Below are 26248 nucleotides of genomic sequence, written 5' to 3'. Positions count from 1 at the left end.
CCCGTCAGCCCAGGATGTCGCGGCGGGAGAGCGCGGCCGCCGCGAGGGCGAACAGCACCGCCGTCCCTCCCCAGAGCAGGGCGAGCCCGCCCCCGTCCGGCCCGTGCAGGAGTGGTGCCGAACCGAACGCCCACTCGTAGGGCGAGAAGTGGCCGAGCGCCTCCAGGTCGGGGCTGTTGTGTGCGAGCGCCTGCAGCGCATACCCCGCCACGGCCACCCCGGCGCCCGCACCGATCGCGACGATCCGACGTCCCGAGAGGGCGCCGCCGAGGAAAGCCGCCGCGGCGGAGAACGCGCCCAACCCGCACCAGGCGATGACCGCCCCCGCGAGCTTCCCGGGATCGAGGCCGAGCTCACTCGGTCGATCGAGGGCCCAGATGATCAGCCCGCTGGCGACGCCGAGCACCAGGATCCGGATCAGCACCGCGGCGGCGGCCTCCGCGGCGTACGGTATGCGGCCGACGCCGTGAGCGAGGATGAGTTCGAGCCGGCCCGACTCCTCGGCGCCCCCTGTCGCGGCGGCAGCCCAGGCCACTCCGGCGATCGTGAGGAGGACGAACCCGAGCAGGCCGAAATAGGTCGCCTGTGTGTAGCCGGCGCCGCTGCTCAGGTCGTCGTAGCCGAGGGTGCGGATGAGCTCCGGGGGCAGGGAGTCCAGGAGCTTCTGCAGCTCCGGCGAGCGCATCGACGGATACAGCGGGAGGTAGAGCGCCAGCACGGCGGCGATGCCCAGCGTCCAGCCGAGGAGCCCGCGCCAGCCATCGGCGAGGAGTCGTCGGACGACGGGCAACGGAGCGCGGGCGGCGCGGGCCGGAGTGTGGAGGCCGGTCGTCGTGGTGGTCATCGTGCCCCCTCCGTCCGGGCGTACAGATCGATGAGCGACTCTTCGAGGTCGGGCTCTTCGACGGTCAGGTCGATCAGGTGGCCCCCGAGGAGGGCACGCAGGGCGCCGTCGACCTCGCCGGTCACGGTGGCGGCGACGTGGAGTGCTTCGGCGGTCGGCATCACCTCGACGTCGGTGACGGTCGGCAACGCCGCCAGCGCCGCGCGGACCGCCTCCTCCGAGAGCGCCGAGACGACCGCGCGCACGCGTCGCACGCTCGCGGAGCGCAACTCCTCGACGGTCCCTTCGGCGACGAGGCGCCCGCTCGCGAGCACCGCCACGCGGTCGGCGGCCTGCTGGATCTCGCTGAGCACGTGGGAGCTGAGCAGCACCGTCTGGCCTGCCGCGCGCGCCTCTGCGACCATCGAGAGGAACTCGCGCTGCACGAGCGGATCGAGCCCGCTGGTGGGTTCGTCGAGGATGAGCAGGGGCGGGCGATGCATGAACGCCTGAATCAGACCGAGCTTCTGCTTGTTGCCCTTGGAGAGGGTGTGCACGGGGCGCCGGAGGTCGAGCCCGAGGCGCTCGGCGAGGGTGTCGATGGTCCCGGGAGCGACTGGTCCGCTGAGCTCGGTGAGGAAGTCGAGCAGCGTCCGTCCCCGCATGCGTCCGTCCAGTCGCAGCTCGCCCGGGATGTAGCCGATGCGACGGCGGAGTGCCGCTCCCCCCACACGAGGACTGTCGCCGAGCACCCGGATGCTGCCGCTGGATGGACGGATGATGTCGAGCAGCATGCGGATCGTGGTGGTCTTTCCCGCGCCGTTGGGGCCGACGAGTCCGAACACCGTGCCGGGTGCGACGTCGAGGTCGAGGGACTGGACGGCCACGCGCGATCCGTAGCGCTTGTGGAGCGAGTGTGTCTGCAGTGCGGCGGTCATGAGCGTTCGTCTCCGTCCAGAGCGTCGTGGGCCATGCGCAGGAAGCGGTCGTCGGTGTAGAGCCCGTGGGTGAAGAAGTCGAGAAGCGGCAGAGCGGCCCGCGCCTGGAGTGCCCCCGACATCTCGGGCTGACCGAAGGAGAGCGCCACATGGCTTTCGAGGATGAGGGGGGCGAGGCCGAAGACGGTCAGGTAGGTGGCCATGACCTGCGGGTCGGCGAAGTCTCGGACGAGGCCGGCCTCGGCGTGCTCGGCGAGCATCGCGCGCGTTCCCTCCACGAGCGAGGAGAACAGGGCGTGGCCCGCGTCCGAACCGTCGACGAGCAGGTGGGCGATGTAGCGCAGGAGGGGACGGAATCGGTCGTAGTCCTGCATCCACGACTGGAGGACGCGCGCTCCGTCGGGGCCGTTCAGCGCGTCTTTCTGCCCGAAGAGCTGCTCCACGACGAACTCGCTGCACTCATCGCGCAGTTCCGCCTTCGAGCCGAAGTGGTGCAGGACGAGGCCGGGGCTCACCTCGGCGGCGGCCGCGATGTCGCGCACCGTCGTGCGCTCGAACCCGCGCCGACCGAACAAATCGATCGCGGCGTCGCGGACGCGGGCCCGGGCGGTGAGATCCTCGACTGAACGCATGTTCAACATGCTATACCCATGTTCAATGCGTTGCGCACGATTCGCGCTCCGCGACCCAGCGGGTGGGCGATGCGGGACGCGCGCGCCGACGTGCGGCGCGGGGTATCACCGGAGTGGCGAGCCCTGGGTGGTCGCGAGGGGGTCGCGAGGGCGCTCAGCGGCGAGGCGGGCTCAGCGGCGAGGGGGGCTCGGGGCGCCCACGGCAGGAGCTGTCGAACTGCGCAGGAGAGCGTCGACCAGGCGATGACGGGTGGCGTCGCCGCCGCCGAGCGTGGAGGCACCTTCGACGAGCACGGGAGAGACGGGGCTGCTGTCGGCGGAGTCGTCGGACAGCGCGGCCATGAGCACGAGAGCGGCCCGCTCGCCGACGCGTTCCAGCCGGGGATCGATCGAGCTCAGGTACGGGTCGATGTCGTCGCCATACCCTGCGACGTTGTCGTAGCCGATCACGGCGACATCCTCCGGGATCCGGACGCCCCGGGCGGTCAGAGCGGCGGACAGTCCGATCGCGATCGCGTCGTTCGCGGCGAAGACCGCGTCGATGTCGGGTCCCTGTGCGAGCAGTTCGTCGGCCGCGCGTTGGCCCCACGCGCGCGTGAAGTCGCCGTGGAGGACGAGGGCCGGTCGCTGTCCCGCATCGGCGAGAGCGCGTTCGAATCCCTCCCGGCGTGCGGCGACCGACGCCAGCGCGGGGTCTGCCGTGACGTGGGCGATGCGCCGACGGCCGAGCTCGATCAGACGCCGCGCGGCGAGCTCGCCTCCGGCAGCCTCGTCGGGCCGAACGCTGACCGCGTGCGGCGGGTCGGCCGGGCCGAAGGCGTGCACCACCGGCCCATGGAACTCCTCGCCCAGCTCGGCGATCACGACATCCGAGCCCTCGCCGATGACGATGATGCCGTCGACCTGCCGGTCGAGCATGTGGCGCACGTGTTCGTGTCGGAGGGTGGGATCGTGGCGGGCGTCGTAGAGGATGCTGGCGAGGTCGCGGGAGCTGAGCGCGCGGTTGATCCCGATCAGTACCGGCATGCAGAAGGCCCCGGCCGCGTTCTCGGCCAGGACGCCGATCGTCCGGCTGCGGCCGAGTGCCACGCTGCGGGCCAAGGCGTTGGGGCGGTAGTCGAGCTCGCGGGCGATTCGCAGCACCCGACGGCGCGTCTCCTCCGCCACCCGGCCCGTTCCGTTCATGACCTGCGAGGCGGTCGGCACCGAGACCCCGGCCGCGCGAGCGACGTCGCTCAAGCGCACGGGCTTGGGTGGCATGTTCACCCCGATCCATCTTCCTTCTGCGTCGCGGTCGTCGCGGGCCCTATCGACAATAGCGACCAGATGGTGTGCCAAAGCGCTTTGCCGATAGACTCGCGGAGTGATCGACGGCCACACCTCACCTCGCTGGACGCCTGTGCGCGACGCCTTCGAGGCCGTCGTCCGGGAGGACGAAGCCGGAGCGTCGCTGGCGATCGTGCACGAGGGCGAGCTCGTCGTCGACCTGTGGGGCGGAACCGACCCGCTGAGCGGAAGGGCGTGGGAGCGCGACAGCGTGACCCTGACGTTCTCCACCGCCAAGGGGATCCTGGCCCTCCTCGCGGCTACCGAGATCGAGGCAGGGCGTCTGGATCCCGCAGCGCCGGTGGCGCGATACTGGCCCGAGTTCGCGGCCGAGGGCAAGGGCGCCGTCACGGTCGGAGACGTCCTCACCCACACGGCCGGCCTCCCGGTCCTTCCCCTCGACGACATCGACGACCTGCGCGATCCGCGCGCCCTCGCCGATCGGCTGGCGGCGTCGGCACCCTCCTTCCCGCCGCGGAGCGCCCGCGTCTATCACGTGCTGAGCTACGGCACCCTGGTGGGGGAGATCCTCCGGCGGGTCACCGGCGAGGACATCCAGACCCTCGTCCGGCGCCGGCTCGCCGAACCCTTCGACGCGTCGCTGTGGTTCGGCCTGCCCGGAGACGCCGAGGAGCGATACCGTCCGGCGCTCATGGGACCGGTGGAGTTTCCCACCGACCCCGGCATGGACGGCGACTCCGACGCGGCTCGCGCCTGCCGCGCCGCGTACCTCGCCAACCTCCAGATCATGCCGCTGTTCGTCCGCGGTGCCGGCGGTCAGGGCAGCGAGCCGATGAACGGTCCCGAGTTCCTTCGCGCCCAGGTCGGCGGTGGCGGGCTGGTCGCTCACGCCCGCGCGATCGCCACCGTCTACGGCGCGTGCGTCGCGGAGACCGGCGGAGTGCGTCTGCTCACCGACGCGACCGTCGCCGAGGTGTCCGCCGATCACCTGGGCGGGATCCCCGAGCCCGTCTGCGGACCGGGCGCGGTCCCGACGACGATCTGGGGCTGGGGATTCGAGCTCGCCCATCCTGCCTGCCCGATGCTGGGCGAGGGGTCGTTCGGCCACGCGGGCATGGGAGGTCGCCTGTCGTTCGCGTCCGCTCCGCACCGTCTCGGCTTCTCGTTCGTCGGTCAGCGGATGCTCTTCCCCGAGCCCGGCACCGACCCGCGCTGGGCCCGCCTCCTGGGGGCCGTACAGCACGTGCTCGCGCCCTGACCCTTCCCTTCCCTTCCCTTCCCTCCCGCCGCGCCCTCGGGTGGCGCATCCTGCGTCGCTCAGGTGGCGCATCCTGCGGCCTCAAGATCCTGGAGGGCGCGAAATGCGCCACCTGAGCGACGGGGTCAGGGGGAGGAGGGGGCGGAGACGAGGAGGCGGGCGGTGGTCAGCGTCGCGGGGTCGGACGTCCAACGGAGGCGGAGTCGGCGGATGCCGTGCGGGACGGTGACCTCGAACGGCCGCGCCTGATCGCTCCACCGCCAGCGGGCCTCGCGAACCGTCGTGGTCGGCGACGCGGAGCCGAGGGGCGTCACCTCGAACGAGTGCGTCCCGGGCTCGCGGATCGACACGACGAGGAGCGGCGGATCAGTCCCCTCCCCGACCCCCTCGACGGCGATCTCGAGCTCGGTGCCGCGGGCGACGGAGGCCGGGCCGGGATCCGACACCGTCACGTCGCGCATCGCGGTCTCCGTCACGTCGTCGGGCGCGAAGAACGGACGGGAGACGACGGGTTCGTGCCAGGCCACCGGCGTCGGCCCCAGTTCCACCTCCCAGAGCCCGCCCTCCCGCAGGCGGTCGATGCCGATCGTGGGGCTCGTCCACTCCTGCCCGTTCCAGCGGACGGAGCGTATGTACCGGTCCTGCGCAGCCTCGCGGGTCGTGCGGATCTCCACGGGATCCGCGCCCGTGGGGCGCAGCAGCATCCGCTCGTGGCGCGGAGGCAGGATCAAGAGCCGGCCGGAGCCGGGCGCGAACGGCGCCCATCCCAGCACGCCGAACAGACGCCAGGCCGACATCTCGCCGTTGTCCTCGTCGCCCGGATAGCCCTGACCGATGCGCACGCCGCGGAACAGGCGGTCGACGGCGTCGCGCACGATCTCGCCCGCCCGCCACGGGGTGTCGGTGTGCGCATAGAGCCAGGGGATGTGATGCGCGGGCTGGTTGGAGAGCCCCCACATGCCCCGCCGGACGTCGCGGGCCTCGCTCATCTCGTGGATCACCGTCCCGTACGAGCCCGCGAACTCGGCGCGCCCCGTCTCCGGCACGCGGAAGTAGTCGTCGAGGGCTTCGCGGAATCTCTCCCGCGAGCCGAAGAGGTCGGCGAGCGCTGCGCCGTCGTGGGGCGCTCCGAACCGCGAGGTCCAGGCGTTGGTCTCGGTATGGGCCCCACCCCAGACGCGGGGATCGAACGGCTCGTCCGCCCACTCTCCCGTGGCCGTGCGCGGGCGGAAGAACGCCGTCTCGGGGTCCCACAAGGAGCGGTAGGCGCCGGCGCGGTGCGCGAGGTAGCGCGCCTCGGCGCGAAGCCCTACCCGTCGAAGGCTGCCGGCCGGCTCTCGCCGTGCCACGTCGCGCGCCAAAACGGCGGCACCGGCGTCGGCGATCGCGCCCTCGAGTGTCCACGAGACCGATTCGGGCACCTCCGCCTCGACATATCCCCGGACGAGGGCGCCCGGCATGCCCTTCCGCCCGAATCGCGGATCCGGGGACGGCGTCGTCGCGTTGCGCAACGCGGCCGCGTAGGCGGTCTCCACGTCGATGCCGGGGATGCCGGCGGAGACGAGATCGGCGGCGATGACGTCGAGACTCGTTCCCACCATCGCGTCGAGCGGTGTGCCGGCCGTCCAGCGCGGTGACCAGCCGGAATCACGGACGTGCTCGAGCATCCCGTCGAGGAGGTCGCCGGCGCGAGCCGGGGCGAGGAGCGCATAGGCGGGCCAGCACGTGCGGTACGTGTCCCAGAAGCCGTTGTCGGTGAGCATCCGGCCGCGGCGGAGAGCCCGGCCGCTCCGATCCGGGCGGTCCGGCGAGGAACGACGGGTGGGGCTCGGGTACACCGGGCCGTCGGCGGTGTCCTCGTCGTGCCGCGTGGGAAAGAGGAACAGCCGGTACAGATCCGACGCGAGGAGCACGCGGGACTCGTCGTCCGCGTCGAACGCCTCGACGATCGAGAGGCGCTCATCCCAGAGCGCCCGCGCGGCCTCGGAGATCTCGTCCACGGAGCGACCGGCGACGGCGGTGCGTGCGTCGCGTGCCTGTGCGGTGGAGATCTGCGAGGTGCCGATCTCGATCCGCAGCGGCCCGTCGCCGGGGTCGACGTCGACGATCACGCGACCGTCCGCGATGACGGTGTCGAGACCGCCACCTGCGATCCGCACCGAGGCGTATCCCGGGAGTGGATCGGACTCGTGCGGACTGGGCACCGTGGAGGCGATCTCCCACTCCGCTTCGCCGGTGCCGGACGAGAGGAGGGCGGCGTGCGTCAGGGGCATCGCGAGAGAGGTGAAGACGACACGACCCGCGCGGGGGAGCGCGGTCTCGATCACCGCGGCGTGATCGGTGGCGGCGGCCGAGATCCGGATGTCGGACCGGGTGCGGACGTCATACCGATGCGGGCGGGCCTCTTCGTCGTCGTGATCGAACTCTTCCGGCGCGACGCCCTGCTCCGGGTCCGGCGTGAGACCGATCCGCACGCCCAGGGCCCCGCGGTCGCCGATCCAGATGCTCGGGGAGCGAGTGATCAGCAGGCCGGCGAGCCGGGCGCGCGGGCCGGGCCCGTGCGCGTTCCACGTGTAGGTCCAGTGCCCGTTGGACAGGTCGGTGGCGGGGGCCACGTGGATGCCCCCGTGCGGGGTTCCCGTCAGCGGAGACGTGAGCCCTCGCGAGCGGTGCGGCGAGGAATGCGTGCCGCGCGTCGTGGGCACCCGGTCGCTCGGAGACGGCGCGGACCCGGGGCGTCGCGCGGGCGCCACGAAGAGCCCGTCGATCCACCCCGACACGGCGCCCGCCGGGCCCCGGGGCGGCGGCACGTCGAAGACGACCTGGATCTCCGCGACCGTCGCGCCGGCGAGCGGCGCGAGAGAGACGCGGCGGAGGTTCCACTGGTCCGCGATGTCGATGTCGGGCCGGTCGCCGGGCTGGGCGCCGCAGCCGTCGGCCTCCGCGGCGACGAGGTCGAGCAATCGCCGTCCGTCCTCGGTCACGATGTCGAGTGCGACGGCGGCGGCGCGGTACCCGTCGCGGATGTCGTCGGCGTCCTCGTCGAAGGCGGGATGGATCGCCCACGTGAGCTCGTCGTCGTCGCCGATCCGTCGTCCGACCAGGCCCGCGAGTCCGAGAACGCCCGACAGCTCCGGCGTGGTCAGCACCGCCCGCGCGCGGCTCGCGCCTGCGGGCACCACGTACCGCACGCACCGCGCGCCGAACAGCCCCACGGCCGGAGCCGAGGCGGGCGGGGCCGGAGGGCCGTCGTGCGCGTGGAGCGAGGGCATGGTCACGACAGCGCGTCCGCCGCCCGCGCGGCCTTCTCGGCCTCCAGCATCGCGAGACTCCGGAAGTCGGGGTCGGTCGCCGTCGCCGCCTGCGCCCAGCGGAGCACCCGCCGCACGGCGTGCTCATCGAACCGGGCCGGCTCGGCGGTGCGGACCGACCACGTCTGCGATTCCCCCGGCAGCAGCGTCACCAGGTTCACGTCCACGCGGGAGTCGGGGACGATGTCCTCGGCGAGGAGGGCCACATCGCGCAGGAGACTCTCGGCGTGCACCGTCACCTCGACGCCGGCGGCATGCGTGCGTGTGGAGACGGAGAACACCGGCTCGTCGTCGGGGAAGTCGCGATCGATCGTGCCGAGGAGCGTGCTCCGGGAGGGGCGCTCGCCGTCCAGGGCCGCAGTGGCGATCAGTGCCTCGTCGGCGGCGAGGGGCGCGTGCAGGGCGGCGGCGCTCACGGGGACGGCGGCGTGGGGCGGAACCGCGACACGGACCGTCTCGTCCGCGCACACGCGCCCGTGCTGCCACCGTTGCACCCGCACCATCGCGTCCCACGCTACCGAGGTGCTGTTGCAGGCGAACACCGCGGGGAGGCCCTCTTCGTGGCGGGCGACGACGATCCGGTCGCGATACGCCTCGCGCACCGCGAAGGCGGCGGGCTTCCACCGGTCGGCGACGTCGATGACCGACCAGGAGAGGGCCGGCCAGCAGTCGTTCAGCTGCCACACGATCGTCCCGCGGCAGTACGGCTCCAGCGTGCGGAACCTCTCCACCCCGTACCGGACGGCGCGCGCCTGGTTCAGCTGCGCCAGCCAGTACCACTCATCGAAGTCGCTCGGAACACCGAAGTGCTGGTCGAGCACCGTGTTGATGCGCTCGGTGCCTCCCTCGGCCTTCTGGCGTTGGATCACGCCGGGGCTGAACGGCGCGGGTTCGGCGTCGTGCACGGCCGCGTCGAAGGTGGCCCGTGCGGGCGGGCCCTGGAAGCCGAACTCCGACACGAACCGCGGCGTCACCTCGTCGTAGGCGCGATAGTCGTCGGGGATCCACCAGTGGATCACGCCGCGCGACGGGTCGTTGGGAGCGTGCCACCGGTCGCCCGACGACGGGCTCCCCACGAGATACGTCCGGCCCGGATCGAGGTCGGCCACGACGCGGGGGAGCACGTCGAAGTAGAAGCCCTCGCCCCAGGAGGCGCCGCCCAGTTTGTCCTGCCAGTCGTGCAGGAACCAGAACCACAGGTTCTCGTTGTTGCCGTTCCAGATCGCGAGGCTCGGGTGGTGCATGAGGCGGCTGACGTTGTCGCGCGCCTCCGCCTCCACTTCCTCGGTGAACGGCGCCTCCTCGGGATACGCCGCGCACGCGAAGAGGAAGTCCTGCCAGACGAGCACGCCCGCTTCGTCGCACGCGCGATAGAACTCGTCGCTCTCGAACACGCCTCCGCCCCAGACACGCAGCAGGTTGGCTCCGAGCTCGCGGGCATCGGCGACCCGGCGGCGATAGTCGTCGGCGGTGACGGCCGAGATCGAGGTGTCGTCGGGAATCCAGTTGAACCCGCGGACGAAGAGCGGGACGCCGTTGACCGTGATCCCGAAGCTGCGCCCCTCCTCGTCGTCGATCTGCTCGACCACGAGGTCACGGAACCCGATCGCCTGTCGGCGGTGGTCGAGGTCGGTCGCACCGGTGCGCAGCGTGACGTCGAGGTCGTAGAGCCAGGGCTCGCCGAGGCCCGCCGGCCACCAGCGGCGCGGTGCGGGCACCTCCAGCTCGCCGCGGACGCGGTCGGCGCCCACCGGCACGGGGATGACGACCGAGGAGCCGTCGACGCTCGCGACGATCTCCAGCGCCGCGGACATCCCGGACTCGGTCCGCTCGATGTCGATGTCCAGGGCGACCCCTCCGTCATCGCCCACGAGGCGGACGGTGGGGCGGACGGCGGAGAGCCGGGCCGTCGACCACGCTTCCACTTCCACCGGGCGCCAGATCCCCGCGCCGGGGAGGGCCGGGCCCCAGTCCCAGCCGAAGTCGCAGGCCTTCTTGCGGATGTAGGGGGGAAGGGGATCGAAGGCGCTCGGACGCGCGCCGAGGCGGTCCCGCTCGGCCTGGGCGGCGGCGATGGGGGACGCCAGATGGACCGCGAGCTCGACGTCGGCGTCGCGGGCCTCGGGGATCGCCACCCGCCAGGTGCGGTGCATGTTGCGGCTGCGCCCGCGAACCTCGCCGTCGACCTCGACCCGGGCGATGGTGTCGACGCCGTGGAAGACCAGCTCGACGTGCTCGTGGGCCGCGTCCGCGGGGTCGAGGGTCGCCACCGTCGTGGCGTAGCGCCAGTCGGTGTGACCGATCCATGAGAGGCGATGCTCGTTGTCGCCGTCGACCGGGTCGGGGATCGCGGCGGCGGCCCGGAGGGCGGTGTGCACGTCGCCGGGCACGGGGGCATCGAAGTCGCGACCGCCGACGTTGGCGGGCGCAGGGCCGGCGGTGGCGCGGAGCTGCCAGGCGGCGGCGAGAGGGGTGCGCGTGAGCAAGAGTGGATCCTCGTTTTCTGCGATCGTGGAGGGCTGGTCTTGCATCGGAGGCCGGAGTGAGGCTATCGTGCAAAAGCGCTTTGGCACCAGCGGTGTCCCAAGCTACATCACGCACCGAATGTCGGCAATGCGACACGAGAACAGGAGTTTCGATGAGGAAACACGGCCGGACCCGAACCGCGGTCAGCCTCGCAGCACTCAGCGCCCTCGCGCTGTCCGCCCTGACCGGATGTCAGGCATCCACGCCCGAAGAGACGGGCCCGGTGGCCCTGGTCATCGGCAACCGTCCGGCCGCGACGGAAGAGGCCCGTCGCGACCTCTTCGACGCACGGGTCAAGGAGTTCCAGAAGGCCCACCCCGACTACGAGATCACCACCACGGAAGACGGCTGGGACGCGCAGACCTTCGCCGCGCGACTGGCCGCCGGTGACCTCCCGACCGTGACGGGGGTGCCCTTCACCGAGATCCGCGGACTCATCGAGCGCGGTCAGGTCGCCGACATCACCGACGCCGTCACCTCGACCGGCGTGATCGACCTGCTCAACCCGCAGATCGCCGACATCGTCACGAAGGACGATCACTACTACGGCGTTCCCACCTCCGCGTACGCCATGGGGCTCGTGTACAACCGCGCGGTCTTCGAGGCTGCGGGCCTGGACCCGGACAGCCCTCCGACCACTTGGGACGAGGTGCGCGCGGCCGCCAAGACCATCACCGAGAAGACCGGACAACCCGGATTCGCACAGGTCACCACCGAGAACCAGGGCGGCTGGGTGCTGGGCACGGAGATCATCGCGCGCGGTGGCGCCATCGTCAACGAGGCGGGCGACGCGCCGGCCTTCGCCTCGCAGCAGGGCATCGACGCTCTGCAGTACCTCCACGACATGCGCTGGAAGGACGGCAGCCTTTCACCCAACGGCCTGCTGTCGGCCACCGAGCTCGCCCAGGCCTTCGCGGCCGGCCAGGCCGGGATGTTCATCCTGCAGTCCGACGCGTACCAGCCCCTCACCGAACTCCTCGGTTTCCCGGCGAAGGACTTCGGTTTCGCGGCCATGCCGACCCTGACGGCGGGGGAGGCTCCGGTGACCCTCTCCGGCGGCAACATCGACATCGTGAGCCCCAAGGCCACCCCGGCCGAAGCGAAGGCGGCCGTGGAGTGGATCGCGTTCGCCCAGCTCGGGCGCTACGAGAACAAGGAGGCCGCTCGTGCCTACGCGGAAGCGCTGGCGTCGCAGGGATCGGCCGTCGCGATTCCCGGACTCCCCGTCGTCACGGCCGAGCGTTACCAGGAGTACCTGGAGTGGGTCTCGGACATCAACACGGTCCCGCTGGCGAACTTCGCTCCGTACCTCGACCGCGTGTCCGAGCAGCGCGTCGTCTCGGAGCCGCCGTCTCGAGGCCAGGACATCTACGCCGCCCTGGACCCGGTCGTGCAGGCGGTCATCACCGATGAGAAGGCCGACATCGTCGGACTGCTGAACACGGCCAGCGATTCCGTCGAGACGTTGCTCAGCCGCTGAGCAACAGGGTGGGATCGGCCTGCCCGGCACGCCGATCCCACCTCTCCCATCCCCGAACCGAGGAGAACATGTCCGTCCCCCGATCGCGTCACCGCCGTCGCGGCAGCCTCGCGGCGCTGATGATCGCCCTCCCCGCGATCCTCGTGTTCGCCGCGTTCTCGTGGTGGCCCATCCTGCGTGGCGCCGTCATGAGCCTGCAGAAGACGAACTTCCTCGGTCCGGCTCAGTGGGTCGGCCTCGACAACTTCATCTACGTCCTCAGCGACCCCCTCCTGCTCACGGCGATCGGCAACACGCTCCTGTTCGTGGGACTCGCGGTGCTCTTCGGGTTCCCGCTGCCGCTCGCCCTCGCCGTCGTGATCTCGACCGTGCGGGCCCGCCGGCGCGGTCTCTACGCGGCGCTGGCCTACTTGCCCGTCATCGTGCCGCCGGTCGTGGCGATCCTGCTCTGGAAGTTCGCGTACGACCCGGCCCCGACCGGCCTGTTCAACACGCTCCTCGCCCCGCTCGGCATCGGACCGCTGCCCTGGCTGAACTCCGGCACGCTGGCGATGCCGGCGATCGTCCTCCAGGCCACGTGGGCGGCTGCGGGGACCAGCGTCCTGGTGTACCTCGCCGCCCTCACGGCGGTCCGCCCCGACCTGTACGAGGCGGCCATCCTCGACGGCGCCGGCATCTGGAAGCGGGTGTGGCACGTCACCCTTCCCCAGATCCGGACGGTGATCCTCATCATGATGCTCCTCCAGCTCATCGGGGCGACGCAGGTGTTCACCGAGCCGTTCCTCATGACCTCCGGCGGCCCGCAGAACGCGACCCTGACGATCCTCCTGCTCATGTACCGCTACGCCTTCGGCGGCTCGGCGGACTACGGTGCGGCCACCGCGCTCGGCGTGCTGCTCGCGCTCGTCCTCGCCTTCCTCTCCTTCCTCTATCTGCGCGCGACCCGGAGGTGGCAGTCATGAGCGATGCCGGGATCTTCACCCCCGCCGAGCTGCGCCATCCGGTGCGCGGCACCCTCGTCCGCCTCGTCCACGCGCTCGTGCTCGTCGGCGTCGCCGTGGCCGGTCTCGGGCCGCTCCTGTGGCTCGTGGCCGCATCGCTCGGGACCACGCAAGACGTCCTCCGCGATCCGATGGGGGTCTTCCTCCGGATCGGCGAGTGGCAGAACTACGTCAATGCCTTCCGCGGCGTGGACACCGGGCGGCTCCTCCTGAACACCGGGCTCGTCGCCGCCGGCTCGGCCCTGGCCACCGTCGCGGTGGCGCTGTCGGCCGGATACGTCATCGCCATCCTCCGCCCGCGGTGGGCGCCGCTGTTCTCGGCGGCCGTGCTCGCGACCGTCTTCCTCCCCGGCGTGGTCTCGCTCGTCCCGCTCTACCTCACCGTGCTCGACCTGTTCGGCACCGGCGTCTCGCTCCAGAACACGTTCTGGGCGGTGTGGCTTCCGGCGGCCGCGAGCGCGTTCAGCGTGCTGCTGGTCACCGGATACCTGCGGGGCCTCCCGCGCGAGCTGATCGAGGCCGCGGAGATCGACGGAGCAGGCCCCGTGCGCATCCTCTGGAGCATCGTGCTGCCGCTGACCCGCCCGATCCTGGGCGTGGTGGCCCTGCTGGCCGCGATCGGAGGGTGGAAGGACTACCTCTGGCCGTCGCTCGTGCTCACCGACCCCGCGCTGCGACCGATCTCGGTGGCGCTGCCGATCATCGAGCGGACGACCGACCTCGCCACCTTCTTCGCCGTGCTGGTGGTCGCCTCGATCGTGCCCATCGTGCTCTTCCTCATCTTCCAGCGACCGCTCCTGGCCGGCGCCGGGTTCTCCGCGGGGCTGAAGGACTGAGGACGATGCCGTCCGCAATGGTGCGGGCGGACACCCCCCGAAAGGAACAGCAATGACCGCAGTCACATCGTCGCGCCCTCGACGCGCCCGCGCGGCAGGAGCCGTCCTCGCCGCGCTCGCGTTCGTGGGCGCAGGGCTGGCCGCCGCCCCCGCGGCTTCCGCCGCGCCCACGGTCTACTACCTCGACGCGACCTCCGGCAACGATGCCGCCGCCGGGACGTCGCCCGCCACGGCGTGGAAGACGCTCGCCGCCGCCAGCGCCCACACCTTCGCCCCCGGTGACAGCCTGTTGCTGGCGCGCGGGGGGTCCTGGACAGGCCAGCTCGCGCCAAAGGGATCCGGAACCGCATCGGCGCCGATCACGATCTCGGCCTACGGCGCCGGCGCCTCGCCGCGCATCGATGGGGCGACCGTCTCCACCGGTGGCGCCGTGCAGCTGATCAACCAGAGCTACTGGACGATCGAGAACCTCGACATCGTCAGCGACTCCGGCACCGACAACTTCGGCACGCTCACCACCGACGGCACGCCGCGGTCGGGCATCCAGGTGCGCAACACGACGGGCAACAGCACGGTGCGCGGCATCACGATCCGCTCCAACCGGGTCTCGGATGTCAACGGATGCTTCCACTGCGTGGGCATCGACGCCCACGTCAACGGCGGGATCGTGGTGGACACGACGGCGCTCGGCGCCAACTTCGACGGCGTGCTCATCGAGGACAACCACGTGCAGGACGTCGGGCGCACCGGCATCACGGTGTGGGATGCCAGCTACTTCACGACCTCGATGACCTCCGTCGTACAGTCGGCGCTGTCGACGAACGTCCGCATCCGCGGCAACACCGTCATCGATCCCGACAGCGACGGCATCCTCGCCTTCGGCACCGACGGCGCCGTGCTCGAGTACAACGTCGTGCGCGGTGCCGGTCAACGCACGATCGAGGGCTCCACGATGTCGGCCAGCGCAGGGCTGTGGCCGACGCGCGCGATGAACACCCTCGTCCAGTACAACGAGGTGTCGGGCACCCAACTGCACGGTACCGACGGCCAGGGATTCGACGTCGACCTGGGCAGCACCAACACCCGCGTGCAGTACAACTACTCGCACGACAACGAGGGCGGCTTCATCCTGCTCATGGGCGGCTACTCCTCCGACGTGGTGGTGCGGTACAACCTGTCGGTCAACGACGCGTGGAGCGGCGAGAAGGGCGTCGTGACGTTCTCCTGGGGCGTTCCCGCTCCCGTCCGCATCTACAACAACACGTTCGTCGTGCCGGAAGGGTCGCCGGCCAACGTGCTCTACTGCGATGGCGACGCGGGAGCCTGCGCGTCGTCGACGCCCGGAGCGTGGTTCTTCGAGAACAACATCGTCTCCCACGAGGGGACGGGCGGCTACACCTACCCGGGTCTCGGCACCCACGCGACGTTCTCGAACAACCTCTTCTGGGGTCAGCACCCCGCGAGCGAGCCCGCGGACGCGAGCAAGATCACCAGCGCCCCGGGCTTTGTGAACCCCGGTGCCTCCGGTGACGGGTTCGCGGTGGCGGACTCCTACCGGCTGACGGCGGGATCGCCCGCGATCTCGAGCGGTGTGCTGCAGAGCCCCCACGGTCTGCGCGACTTCTTCGGGGCGCCCCTCAGCACGACCTCCGCGCCCTCGCGCGGTTTCCACGAAGCGGCCCCGCCGGCCTCGGCGCCCGACCTCGTCGACCCCGCCAGCGCGTGGGACATCAGCACGGCGCACTCGGCGAACATGGTCGTCGACACCAGTGGGCCGCTGTCCAACATGGCGGGAGACGCCGCCCGCTTCAAGCGCACGAACAACGCGGCCGGCTTCGTCCGGTGGGACGCCGCCGGCGGAGACGTCGTGACGATCCAGTCGTACCTGTTCGGACAGCCGCCGACGACGATCACCGTCGTCGCGCTCGACGGCTCCGGCAACGCGACGCCGGTGACCACGAGCGCATCGGCGGCGACCCCGACCACGAACGGGTGGACGGCTCGCACCATCACCAGCGCGGCGCTCCCCTCCGGGACGCGGGCGGTGGAGGTGCGGCTCGCGGCCGTCAGCGCGTGGGCCGTGCAGCTGGGCACGATCACCATCGGCTGAACCGCGCCGCATCGATGACCCCGGGTGGGCGGTGGCCCGGCCGCCCACCCGGCCTCACAGGGAGATCCATGTCCGACAGCCCGTTCACGATCGCCTCCTTCATCCGCGCAGAGAGCGAGTCGGAGGGAGCCCCCCGCTTCGTCCGACGCTTCCGCGTTCCCGGCGATCGGGGAGCTCTCACGTCAGCGACCCTGGTGCTCACGGCCGAGGGGATCGTCGAACCCGCGCTCGACGGGCGGGTCGTCACCCCCGAGGTGCTGATCCCGGGCTGGACCTCCTACGAGTGGCGGCTGCGGGTGGTCACCATCGACCTCCGGGACCGGCTGCGCGAAGGCGCCGAGCACGAGATCTCCCTCCTCGTCGGGAACGGCTGGTTCCGGGGGCGACTGGGCTGGATGGGCGCGCGGGCCGTCTACGGCTCTCGCCGCCGCGTGCTCGCCGAGGTGCGGCTGACCTTCGCCGACGGCAGCTCCGAGGTGATCGGCACCGATGACTCCTGGCGGGTGACCGAGTCCGCCGTCCAGGCCGACGACCTGTACGACGGGGAGGTGATCGACGCCCGTCACCGGCCCTCGCCCGCGATGCCCGTCATCGTCGAGGCGCCCGAGCCCTCGCGGCTCGTGGTCACGACGACGCCACCGATCGTGCGCCACGAAGCGGTGCCGCCGGTGCGGTCCTGGCGCGATCCCGACGGAGCGTGGCTGTTCGACCTCGGCCAGAACCTCGTCGGCTGGCTGCGGCTGCGCGTTCGAGGGCCGGAAGGACACCGCCTCACCGTGCAGCACGCCGAAGTGCTCATCGACGGCGCCCTCGCGCGGGAACCGCTGCGGTCGGCTCGGGCAGAGGACGTCTTCATCCTCAGCGGAGGAGACGACGAGTTCGAGCCGACCCTCACCTTCCACGGCTTCCGCTTCGCTCGGATCACCGGATGGGACGAGGTCGAAGGCGCGGTCGAGGCGGTCGTGGTGGGAAGCGCGCTCCCGCGGATCGGCACCTTCGCCTGCTCCCACCCGACCCTCACCCGGTTCCACGAGAACGTCGTCTGGAGCCTGCGCGGCAACACGGTCGGCCTCCCGACCGACTGCCCGCAACGCGACGAGCGGCTGGGGTGGACGGGCGACATCGCGGTGTTCGCGCCGAGCGCGTGCTACCTGTTCGACATGGGCGGATTCCTCCGCGCGTGGCTGGCCGACCTGCGGGCCGAGCAGGCCGCCGCGGGTGGTCGGGTTCCCTACGTCGTTCCCGATCCGCTCAAAGGCTGGGCCGTGCGGGAGGGGGAGTCCCCGGAGTCGACCGCGATCTGGAGTGATGCCGCGGTCTGGGTCCCCTGGGCGCTGTGGGAAGCCGGCGGCGACCTCGAGGTGCTGCAGGAGAGCTATGGCAGCATGTGCGCCCATCTCGACCATGTGCTCGCGCGACTGTCGGATCGCGGCGTGTGGGAGGGGGACTTCCAGTTCGGCGACTGGCTGGACCCCACCGCCCCGCCGGACGACCCCACGGCGGCGATCGCCGATCCCGGCGTCATCGCGACGGCCGCCCTGCATCGGAGCCTGGTCCTCACCGCCGCCGCGGCAGACGCTCTGGGACGGCACGCCGACGCGCAGCACTGGCGGAGCACGGCGGATCGTGTCCGCGAGGCGTTCGCGGCCGCCTACGTGAGGTCCGACGGCACGATCCACTCCGATGCCCCCGCCGTCTACGCCCTGGCGATCGTGAGTGGGATCGTGAAGGGAGCGGGGGAGGCCGCCGCGGGGGCGCGGCTGGTGGCGCTCGTGCGTGCCGCGGGGCATCGCATCATCGCGGGGTTCGCCGGGGCGCCGTATCTGTGTGAGGCCCTCACCCGCGTGGGCGCGGTGGACGACGCGTACGCCCTCCTCCTCAACACCGCAGAACCGTCGTGGCTCGCACCGGTGCAGCGGGGCGCCACCACGGTGTGGGAGCGCTGGGACTCCCTCCGCGCGGACGGCTCTCTCAACCCGGGGGAGATGACGAGCTTCAACCACTACGCGCTCGGCGCCGTGGTCGACTGGATCCATCGCACATTGCTCGGGATCGCTCCGGGCTCGCCCGGGTATGCACGGGTGCGTCTGGACCCGCGCCCGAGCGCCGCGCTCGCGTGGGCCCAGGGCGGGCTGCAGACGCCCCACGGATGGGTCGCGCTGCGGTGGGATCGCCTCGACGACGGCCCGGAGCCGGCCTACCGCGTGCGGTACTGCGCCCCCGCGGAGGTGGAGCTCGAGCTCGGCGACGTCGCCCGGGTCCGCGGAGAGCGACTCTCCGAGCAGGACATGCGCGATCTGTTGTCCGCCCACGACCAGACCGCGACCTTGTCCCCCGAAGTTCCGACTGCCGGTCGCGGAGCCTGATTGTTACCGTCGAGACATGACCCCCGCTGAACCGCTCGTCACTCGGCGAGCCCCCACATCGGCGACGGGCCACCGCCTCGGAATCGTGGCGATCGTGCTGGCCAGCGCGACGCCGATCGCTGCGGCCGCCGCCTGGATCTGGGTGGCCTCGACGCCGGGGGCCCTCGCCCACGGCGGTGCGCTCCTGGCGGCGATCCTCGTCGTCGCGCTCGCCCTGCTGGCGATGGCGGTCGCGGTCGTCTCCCTCGCGATCGCGAAGCCGAACAGCACCGCCAAGATCGCGCTCGTGCTGATCGGCGCGACCGGCCTCGTGGTGGCGATGCTGGTCTACCCGCCCACGGGCTGGTTCGCCTGACGCGAGGCGCCGCATGCGCCCGCCGGGCCGCAGGGGCCCGGCTCGCCGTCAGAGGCGGTTGCCGGCTTCGGTCAGCACGCTCCGGAGGATCTGCTCGATCTCCGCGAACTCACTCGGTCCGATCGTCAGCGGAGGCGCGAGCTGGATCACGGGGTCGCCGCGGTCGTCGGCGCGGCAGTACAGCCCCGCGTCGTAGAGCGCCGTCGAGAGGAAACCGCGGAGGAGGCGCTCCGACTCCTCATCGTCGAAGGTCTCCTTGGTCGCCTTGTCCTTGACGAGCTCGATCCCGAAGAAGTATCCGTCGCCGCGCACGTCCCCGACGATCGGAAGGTCGGTGAGCTTCTCGAGGGTTGACCGGAAGAGGGGAGAGTTCTCGCGGACGTTGTGCAGCAGCCCCTCCTCCTCGTAGATGTCGAGGTTGGCGAGCGCGACGGCGGAAGCCACCGGGTGCCCCGCGAACGTGTAGCCGTGGGGGAAGGAGGTGTCTCCCGTCGCGAAGGGCTCGTAGATCCGGTCGCTGACGAGGGTGCCGCCCATCGGCACGTAGCCGCTCGTGACGGCCTTGGCGAAGGTGATCATGTCGGGCTGGTAGCCGTACGCGTCGCACGCGAAGTACTCCCCGATGCGGCCGAAGGCACAGATGACCTCGTCGGAGACCAGGAGCACGTCGTAGCGGTCGCAGATCTCGCGGACGCGCTGGAAGTACCCCGGGGGAGGCGGGAAGCAGCCGCCGGAGTTCTGCACCGGCTCGAGGAACACGGCGGCGACCGTCTCGGGGCCCTCGAACTGGATCATCTCCTCGATCCGGTCGGCGGCCCAGATGCCGAACTCCTCGGCGGTCTGCCCCGTGAATCCCTGCTCGCCCGCGCGGTAGAAGTTGGTGTTGGGCACGCGGAACCCGCCCGGCGTCACGGGCTCGAACATCGCCTTCATCCCGGGCAGGCCCGTGATCGCCAGGGCGCCGTGCGGCGTGCCGTGGTACGCGATGAACCGCGAGATCACCTTGTGCTTGAGGGGCTTTCCCTGGAGCTTCCAGTACTGCTTGGCGAGCTTGAACGCCGTCTCGACGGCCTCGCCGCCGCCGGTCGAGAAGAAGACGTGGTTGAGGTCGCCGGGGGCGAGGTCGGCCAGCCGATCGGCCAGCTCGATCGCCGCGGGGTGCGCGTACGACCAGATCGGGAAGAAGGCGAGCTGCTCGGCCTGGCGGGCGGCCGTCTCGGCGAGCACCCTCCGGCCGTGGCCCGCGTTGACGACGAACAGACCGGACAGTCCGTCGATGTACTTCTTGCCCGCCGCATCCCAGATGTGGTGTCCCTCGCCGCGGACGATCACGGGAACGCCGCGCTCCATCGTCGACTGTCGTGAGAAGTGCATCCACAGGTGGTCCTTCGCCATCTGCTGGAGCTCTGCTTCGGTTCGCTGCGTCTGCGGCATCGCGTCCTCCTGGGCCGTCGTCTCGAACCTACTCGCGCGGCGTGGTCGTGCCGAAGCGGTGCGCCGCGAACCGCACGAAGTGCGCGGGCGGACGCTCCGGGCGAACAGTTCGTGCGGCAGGGGCCGGCCGCTCGCGGAGAGCGGGGCTGGCCGCTCGCGGAGAATGGAGGGATGACACGCACACACGTCCTCACTGGCGCGGGCTCCGGGATCGGCGCCGCGCTCGCGCGCCGTCTCGCCGGTCGCGGAGACCGGCTCGTGCTCGTGGCTCGCAACGCTGCGCGGGCCGCCGAGCTGGAAGCCGACCATCCCGGGAGCGCGACGGTCGTGGCCGACCTCGCCGCACCCGAATCGCTCGCCGCCGCCGTCGCCGCGGCCGACCTCCCCGGCGAGGTGGACTCCGTGGTCCACGCGGGAGGGATCGTGGAGCTCGGCGCGGTCGCCGATCTCGACGTGGGAGCGTGGACGCGACAGCTCACCGTGAACCTCGTGGCCGCCGCAGAGCTCACCCGCGTGCTGTTGCCGCGCCTGCGCGCCCGTCGCGGTCAGGTGGTGTTCATCAACTCGGGTGCCGGCCTCAGCGCCCACCCGCAGTGGACCGCCTACGCCGCCAGCAAGCACGGGCTCAAGGCGCTCGCCGACGGCCTGCGCGGCGAGGAAGCGCCCCACGGCGTCCGTGTGTCGAGCATCTACCCCGGCCGCACGGCCACCCCGATGCAGGAGGAGGTGCACCGGCAGGAGGGCGCCGCCTACGATCCGTCGCGCTTCATCGAGGTCGAGTCCGTCGTCGCGGCCGTTTTGGTCGCGTTGGATGCGACGCCCGACGCCGCCCTCACCGACATCACCGTCCGCCCCGGTCCGCGCTGACGCGTGCTCACCGAGGAGACGCTGCGGAAGGCGATCCGCGCGGCGGGGAGCGGGGACGTTGTCGAACTGAGGCCGCTCTCGGGCGGACTCGGTGCGGCCGCGTTGTGGCGGGTGGTGTGGCCGGACGGCCGCGCCTCCGTTGCCCGAGCGTTCCCCGAGGGGGCAGCAGATGCGGCCGAGCGGGAGCGACTCGCGATGGCCGCCGCGAGGGAGGGAGGCGTCCGGGTTCCCTCCGTCCAGGCCCAGCTCGACATCGGCGAGCGTCCCGTGCTGCTCATCGACCTCGTTCCGGGGTGGACGGTCTTCGACGCGGTACAGCATCGCCCCGGCGACGCCGTCCGGCTCGGACGGTCGATGGGCGAACAGTTGGCCGGGCTCCACGGAGTGCGCGCCCCGGCCCGGCTGGCCGATGACGGCTGGCTCGCGCTCGGCGGCGACGCGCTCGCGCCCCTCGCCCCCCTCTTGCGGCGCCTGCCCGCCCAGGACCGTCTCCTCCACCTGGACTACCACCCGCTCAACGTCCTCGCCCACGGCGAGGTCTCGGGAATCATCGACTGGGCGAACGCGCGGTCCGGCCCGCCGTTCCTCGATCTCGCGCGCAGCCACGCGATCATCCATGCGGCCCGAATCGCGGGGATCCTCCCCGCGGCGGAGTCGGAGCCCGACGCGATCGACGAGCTGCTGCGGGGCCTGCGCGACGGTCATGCCGCCACGTTCGGCCCCGACCCGTCGCCGGGGCTCTGCCGCGCGTGGGCGCTGGCGATGACGGTCGCCGACGTCGAGGGTCACATCGGGCGCCCCGGCTCCCCGTTCACGCCCGAGGTCGTGGGCCGGCTCGCCCGGGAGCGCGATGCCGCCATCGCGCGCGTGAGGGCGGGCGATATGTGACGGAGGCGTGCGCGGCCGCACAGGCGATGCCCGGGTGGCCCTCCCCGTCCCCTCCGCCCTCCTCGTTCCTCATCCCCTCCGGAGCGGGCCGAAAGCAGGCTGCAGTGGGTGCTGGGCCGCGCGAGCGGCCGCGGAGTCCGGTTGCGCCTGCTTTTGGTCACGGTCCACCGGCCGCCCGCTCCGCCGCCCCGTTCGCGTCCCCGTCCTCGCCGCCGCCGTAGGAGCGGGCCGAAAGCAGGCTGCGATGGGCGTTGGGCCGCGCGGGCGGTGGCGGAGTCCGATTGCGCCTGCTTTTGGTCACGGTCCACCGGAATCCCCGGACGTCGGCGGGCAACCGTGACACGGGCCCACGCATGCAATAGTGTCTCCCCTCAGAAACTGCGATCCCGCAGGACGATGCCGTCACGGGGGAGGAGACGCCCGGGTCGGGGTCTCGTCGTCGGACGGTCCAGGGGCGGCGCGGCTCGACGCGCCGGAGGGGGACGACATGAGCGACTTCGGCTCGACGACACCGATCCGATTGGAACGCAGCGACGGCAAGGGGCTCGCCGCCGGCACGCTGGGACTGTGGGGATCCACGGTGATCGGGCTGGCATCCACGGCGCCCGTCTACTCCCTGGTCGCCACGCTCGGCTGGGTCGTGGTCGCGGTCGGGGCCCAGGCGCCGATCGCATTCGTCATCGCGTTCGTGCCGATGCTGTTCATCGCTTTCGCCTACCGGGAGCTCAACAACGCGGTGCCCGACTGCGGCACGACCTTCACCTGGGGGACGAAGGCGTTCGGTCCATGGGTGGGGTGGATGGGCGGCTGGGGTGTCGCGGTGGCCGGGATGGTCGTGCTCGCCAATCTGGCCCAAATCGCCTCGATCTACTTCTGGGACCTGTTCGGGCTCAGCTTCGAGAACAACGACTGGCGCATCATCCTGGTCGCCGTCGCCTTCATCGCCGCGATGACCTACATCAGCTGGCGCGGCGTGGAGATCGGCGAGCGCATCCAGAACATCCTCCTCGGCGTGCAGTACGTCGCCCTGGGCATCTTCGTCATCGCCGCGCTCACGCAGTTCTTCACCGGGTCGGCGCCGAACCCGACGCCGTTCGACTGGGAGTGGATGAACCCGCTCGCCTTCACCGACTGGGGCGGGTTCACCGAGGCGATCCTGCTCGCGCTGTTCATCTACTGGGGCTGGGACACCTGCCTGGCGCTGAACGAAGAGACGAAGGACCCCAAGCGCATCCCGGGCCTGGCCGCCCTCCTCACGTGCGTGCTGCTGCTGGTCACCTACGTGTCGGTCACGATCGCCGCGATGATGTACGCGGGGCTCGGAGAGTCGGGCGTGGGCCTGGGCAACGAGAACAACGCGGACGACATCTTCATCGCCATCAAAGACGGTCTCCTCGGACCGTTCGGCTGGCTCCTCGTGGTCGCGGTGCTCATCTCGGCGGTCTCCTCCACCCAGACGACGATCCTGCCGACCGCGCGCGGCACCCTTGCGATGGGTGTGTACCGGGCGCTCCCCGCGCGGTTCAAGGACGTGCATCCGCGCTACAAGACGCCGTCCTTCTCGACGCTCGTCATGGGCGTCGTCGCTTCGCTCTACTACGTCGCCATGACGATGCTGAGCGACAACATCCTCCAGGACTCGATCCTGTCGCTGGGGCTGGCGATCGCCTTCTACTACGCCATCACCGGATACGCCTGCGTCTGGTACTTCCGACGGGAGCTGTTCACGTCGGCGCGCAACGTCGTCTATCGCCTCGTGCTGCCACTCCTCGGGGCCCTCATGCTCACCTACGCGTTCGTGCAGTCGGCGATCGACATGTGGGCGGTGGACTACGGCAGCACGGAGCTGCTGGGTATCGGCGGAACGTTCGTCGTCGGCATCGGCGCGCTGCTGGTGGGCGTCGTCCTGATGATCGTGTGGTTCCTGTTCCCGCGCGCGAAGCCGTTCTTCTCGGGCCGCAGTCTCAACCGGGACACCCCGGTGATGGTCCCCGAGGAACCCGAGGTGTACAGCCGCTCGATCGACGGCGGGATCTGAGACCTGTCGGCGCCCGTCGCGGGGCGTCGATCAGACGGTCAGGAGGGGGCTCGGCATCTCGCCAGCGCGTCCCCGTTGACGCGCGAGCGAGTATGAGCGCGTGCGCCCCCGAGCCCATCGCTGCGGGGTGCGTCGATGGTCGACGCGGCTCGCGGTGAGTGCCGCGGCACGCACCCGGGGCGTGCCGACCGAGGCCGGGAGACGGCGACGCGCTCCCCGCGCGATCGTGTCAGCGTGGCGGCGCGGTGCCGGAAGCTCCGCGGTGTCGGCCTCCGCGACCGGGGCGACGGCGGGGGCTGCACCCAGGCGCGCGATCGAGCGCTCGAGCAGGTGCACCCACGACAGCACCGACCCGAAAGCGAGCACTTCGAACGCGGCGAGGTTGATGATCCCGGTGACCATGAGGGCGATGCCGACCGACAGGAGCACGATGGCGACGATGGCCGAGCGGGTCAGGAAGCGGGGAAGCTCGGGAAGAGTGCGTCGGCTGAAGATCACGAGGCCGAGGAAGCTGAGCAGCACGCCGTTGGCGGCGCGGTCGTGGAGGAACTCGTTGAGCGTCAGGGGGATGATCCCGATCGTCGACAGGCTCGCCCCCAGGGCGATCAACAGCGGCGGCAGCATGCGCGCCGAGCGCGGGTCACGGATGCGGCCGGCGGCGAGCCCGGTCTCGAGGTGCACCGCCAAGGGCACGGAGGCGGCGGCGATCACTGCGCCGCTGAGGACGACGCCACCGTTGAAGGTGGCGCCGGAGAAGTTCGCGAACATGCCGAGGCGGCTGAAGTGCAGGTGCCACCAGATCGGGTCGGTGGTGGTGAGGGCAGCGATGAGGATACCGGTGCAGAGGATCACCGCCCCCCAGACGACGGTCGGCCGGGTGTTTCCGGCCATGGTGGAGAGCCGCTTCGCCTTCGGGGGCGACGCGAGGAGATCGGAGCTCGAAGACATTCGGGCCTCTTCGTTATGATCCGGGAGCGGTATCCCCAGCTGTTTACTTGACCGCCAGGTGCTGGACGGGCTCGGGTCTCCCCCCAGAGTCCGAGTGCTGCTGAAACGAATCTACGCAATTTAGCGATTCGAGTTTGTCCCCCGAATGGGGGACATGTATTGTGTCATCAGCACCAACCACCGGGGGGAGGTTGGTGAGCCAGGCGGATCCGGGGGGACTGGGGCCACAACGTCCCGTCTGGCAATCAATGACGAGAAAGGTTCCCCTCAGGAGCGGACATCAGCGATGGCTCCTGAGGGGAACCTGGATCGCAACGCCGAAGCCGTTTGGGGGAACGGCCGCAGGTGGAGCTGGGGGGCATCCGTGCGGGCGCACATGCGTTCCAATGCCAGACTACCTTGTTTACCTAGGAATTTCACCGTTCCAGCACCGAGTGACGCGGGTTCTCACCCGAGGGGCCCGCGTCAGCGATTCCAGGCGAAACAATGGTCGGCGTGACGGATGACGCTCCACCCCCTGCGGCGGGTCTCTTCGACGTGGTGCGCGCGCGACTGGCGGGCGCACCACGCGAGGCCCTCGGCGACTGGGCTACGGCCCGCAGGCTCCTGGGATTCGGGCGCGCCCCGCGCATCGTCGCGGTCGGCGAGGCCTGGCACCTGGGCATCTTCCTCGTCGCGGACGACGCGGTCTACGCCGTCGGGCAGGTTCTGCGCGCGCGGAGCGAGGCCGTCCGCGGATTCACGGCGGAATCCCAGCGGGACCGTGCCGCCCGGGCGGCCGCGGCGGCCCGCGGGGGGTTCGCCGACGGACAGATCGTCCATCTCGGCTGGCAGAGGCTCGACCTCGCCACGGTGGATGCCGGGGGAGTCTCCGGTCCGCTGACCGGCGATCCCGTTCACGGGCCGCTGGTGCGCTGGAGCGCCGCCGGCGCCACGCGTCCGCTCGCCGAGTACCTCGAGGACCAGCTCGGCCTGCTGCGCTAACTCCGCCCCGCCCCGCCCCTCTTCCGCCAGAGCACATGCTCTCATCCAACGCATACGTCGCGGGCGTGCGTAACGGGTGCGCTCGGGGAGAGCATGTGTTCTCGATGCCCGAGAGCGGGAAGAGGTGACGCGTCGCACGAAACCCGACCGGTGTCAACGGTCGAGG

19 protein-coding genes are annotated in these 26248 nt (G+C 71.3%); 11 read left to right on the top strand and 8 right to left on the bottom strand.

Annotated elements, in window-relative coordinates:
- Positions 1-4: 4 nt before the first annotated feature.
- The 4 genes from AVP41_RS10910 to AVP41_RS10895 form a co-directional block, all read right to left on the bottom strand.
- Entirely contained in the window at positions 5-844 is an 840-nt protein-coding gene (locus tag AVP41_RS10910) for an ABC transporter permease subunit (protein WP_067164263.1), read from the bottom strand.
- Positions 841-1761, bottom strand: coding sequence for an ABC transporter ATP-binding protein (locus AVP41_RS10905; RefSeq protein ID WP_067164261.1), 921 nt, complete (start codon positions 1759-1761; stop codon positions 841-843). The genes AVP41_RS10910 and AVP41_RS10905 overlap by 4 nt, the downstream gene beginning before the upstream one ends.
- Complete coding sequence (locus AVP41_RS10900; protein ID WP_197464316.1) at positions 1758-2393, bottom strand: TetR/AcrR family transcriptional regulator; 636 nt, start codon at positions 2391-2393, stop codon at positions 1758-1760. The genes AVP41_RS10905 and AVP41_RS10900 overlap by 4 nt, the downstream gene beginning before the upstream one ends.
- Positions 2394-2564: 171 nt before the next feature.
- Positions 2565-3653, bottom strand: a complete 1089-nt coding sequence (locus AVP41_RS10895) for a LacI family DNA-binding transcriptional regulator (RefSeq protein WP_157532456.1) — start codon at positions 3651-3653, stop codon at positions 2565-2567.
- A 103-nt stretch (positions 3654-3756) separates the two neighbouring features.
- Here AVP41_RS10895 and AVP41_RS10890 point away from each other — a divergent pair, with 103 nt between their 5' ends.
- Positions 3757-4938, top strand: a complete 1182-nt coding sequence (locus AVP41_RS10890; protein WP_082829159.1) for a serine hydrolase domain-containing protein — start codon at positions 3757-3759, stop codon at positions 4936-4938.
- A 125-nt stretch (positions 4939-5063) separates the two neighbouring features.
- Here AVP41_RS10890 and AVP41_RS10885 read toward each other — a convergent pair whose 3' ends face one another.
- A complete protein-coding gene (locus tag AVP41_RS10885) occupies positions 5064-8210 on the bottom strand; it encodes a GH92 family glycosyl hydrolase (RefSeq protein WP_067164253.1) in 3147 nt (1048 codons plus the stop codon).
- Positions 8211-8212: 2 nt separating this feature from the next.
- Entirely contained in the window at positions 8213-10735 is a 2523-nt protein-coding gene (locus AVP41_RS10880; RefSeq protein WP_197464315.1) for a glycoside hydrolase family 2 protein, read from the bottom strand.
- 152 nt (positions 10736-10887) lie between these two features.
- On the opposite strand from AVP41_RS10880, the gene AVP41_RS10875 reads away from it, so the two are divergent.
- The 6 genes from AVP41_RS10875 (at position 10888) to AVP41_RS10850 (ending at position 18923) form a co-directional block, all read left to right on the top strand.
- On the top strand, positions 10888-12255 hold the full coding sequence (locus tag AVP41_RS10875) for an extracellular solute-binding protein (RefSeq protein WP_067164249.1): 1368 nt from the start codon (positions 10888-10890) through the stop codon (positions 12253-12255).
- Positions 12256-12323: 68 nt separating this feature from the next.
- Entirely contained in the window at positions 12324-13217 is an 894-nt protein-coding gene (locus tag AVP41_RS10870; RefSeq protein ID WP_067164247.1) for a carbohydrate ABC transporter permease, read from the top strand.
- Entirely contained in the window at positions 13214-14092 is an 879-nt protein-coding gene (locus tag AVP41_RS10865) for a carbohydrate ABC transporter permease (protein ID WP_067164245.1), read from the top strand. Before AVP41_RS10870 ends, AVP41_RS10865 begins: the two co-directional genes overlap by 4 nt.
- Positions 14093-14144: 52 nt before the next feature.
- Positions 14145-16202, top strand: a complete 2058-nt coding sequence (locus tag AVP41_RS10860) for a right-handed parallel beta-helix repeat-containing protein (protein ID WP_067164243.1) — start codon at positions 14145-14147, stop codon at positions 16200-16202.
- A gap of 68 nt (positions 16203-16270) precedes the next feature.
- The gene (locus tag AVP41_RS10855; protein WP_067164241.1) at positions 16271-18568 is read left to right on the top strand and encodes an alpha-L-rhamnosidase; all 2298 of its coding nucleotides are present in this window, start codon (positions 16271-16273) and stop codon (positions 18566-18568) included.
- Positions 18569-18584: 16 nt separating this feature from the next.
- A complete protein-coding gene (locus AVP41_RS10850; protein WP_067164238.1) occupies positions 18585-18923 on the top strand; it encodes a hypothetical protein in 339 nt (112 codons plus the stop codon).
- Positions 18924-18971: 48 nt separating this feature from the next.
- Here the strand turns inward: AVP41_RS10850 and AVP41_RS10845 are convergent, their stop codons facing one another.
- The gene (locus AVP41_RS10845) at positions 18972-20357 is read right to left on the bottom strand and encodes an aspartate aminotransferase family protein (RefSeq protein WP_067164236.1); all 1386 of its coding nucleotides are present in this window, start codon (positions 20355-20357) and stop codon (positions 18972-18974) included.
- A 171-nt stretch (positions 20358-20528) separates the two neighbouring features.
- Here AVP41_RS10845 and AVP41_RS10840 point away from each other — a divergent pair, with 171 nt between their 5' ends.
- The 3 genes from AVP41_RS10840 to AVP41_RS10830 all read left to right on the top strand — a co-directional run bounded on the left by AVP41_RS10840 (position 20529) and on the right by AVP41_RS10830 (position 24150).
- Positions 20529-21224: an SDR family oxidoreductase gene (locus AVP41_RS10840; RefSeq protein ID WP_067164233.1), complete on the top strand. Its 696-nt coding sequence runs from the start codon at positions 20529-20531 to the stop codon at positions 21222-21224.
- 3 nt (positions 21225-21227) lie between these two features.
- Positions 21228-22112: a phosphotransferase family protein gene (locus AVP41_RS10835; protein ID WP_067164230.1), complete on the top strand. Its 885-nt coding sequence runs from the start codon at positions 21228-21230 to the stop codon at positions 22110-22112.
- 487 nt (positions 22113-22599) lie between these two features.
- Entirely contained in the window at positions 22600-24150 is a 1551-nt protein-coding gene (locus AVP41_RS10830) for an APC family permease (protein WP_067164228.1), read from the top strand.
- Positions 24151-24180: 30 nt separating this feature from the next.
- On the opposite strand, the gene AVP41_RS10825 is transcribed toward AVP41_RS10830, so the two are convergent.
- Positions 24181-25098 (bottom strand): DUF998 domain-containing protein, encoded by a 918-nt coding sequence (locus AVP41_RS10825; RefSeq protein WP_067164225.1) that lies wholly within the window; start codon positions 25096-25098, stop codon positions 24181-24183.
- Between the two features lie 495 nt (positions 25099-25593).
- On the opposite strand from AVP41_RS10825, the gene AVP41_RS10820 reads away from it, so the two are divergent.
- Positions 25594-26082, top strand: coding sequence for a glutaminase (locus tag AVP41_RS10820; RefSeq protein ID WP_082829246.1), 489 nt, complete (start codon positions 25594-25596; stop codon positions 26080-26082).
- The last annotated feature ends 166 nt before the right edge of the window (positions 26083-26248 follow it).

The sequence above is a fragment of the Microbacterium sp. TNHR37B genome (assembly GCF_001620065.1).
Classification (GTDB): Bacteria; Actinomycetota; Actinomycetes; order Actinomycetales; family Microbacteriaceae; genus Microbacterium.
Note: the sequence above shows the minus strand (reverse complement) of the source record. Positions and strands in the feature narration are given on the sequence as shown.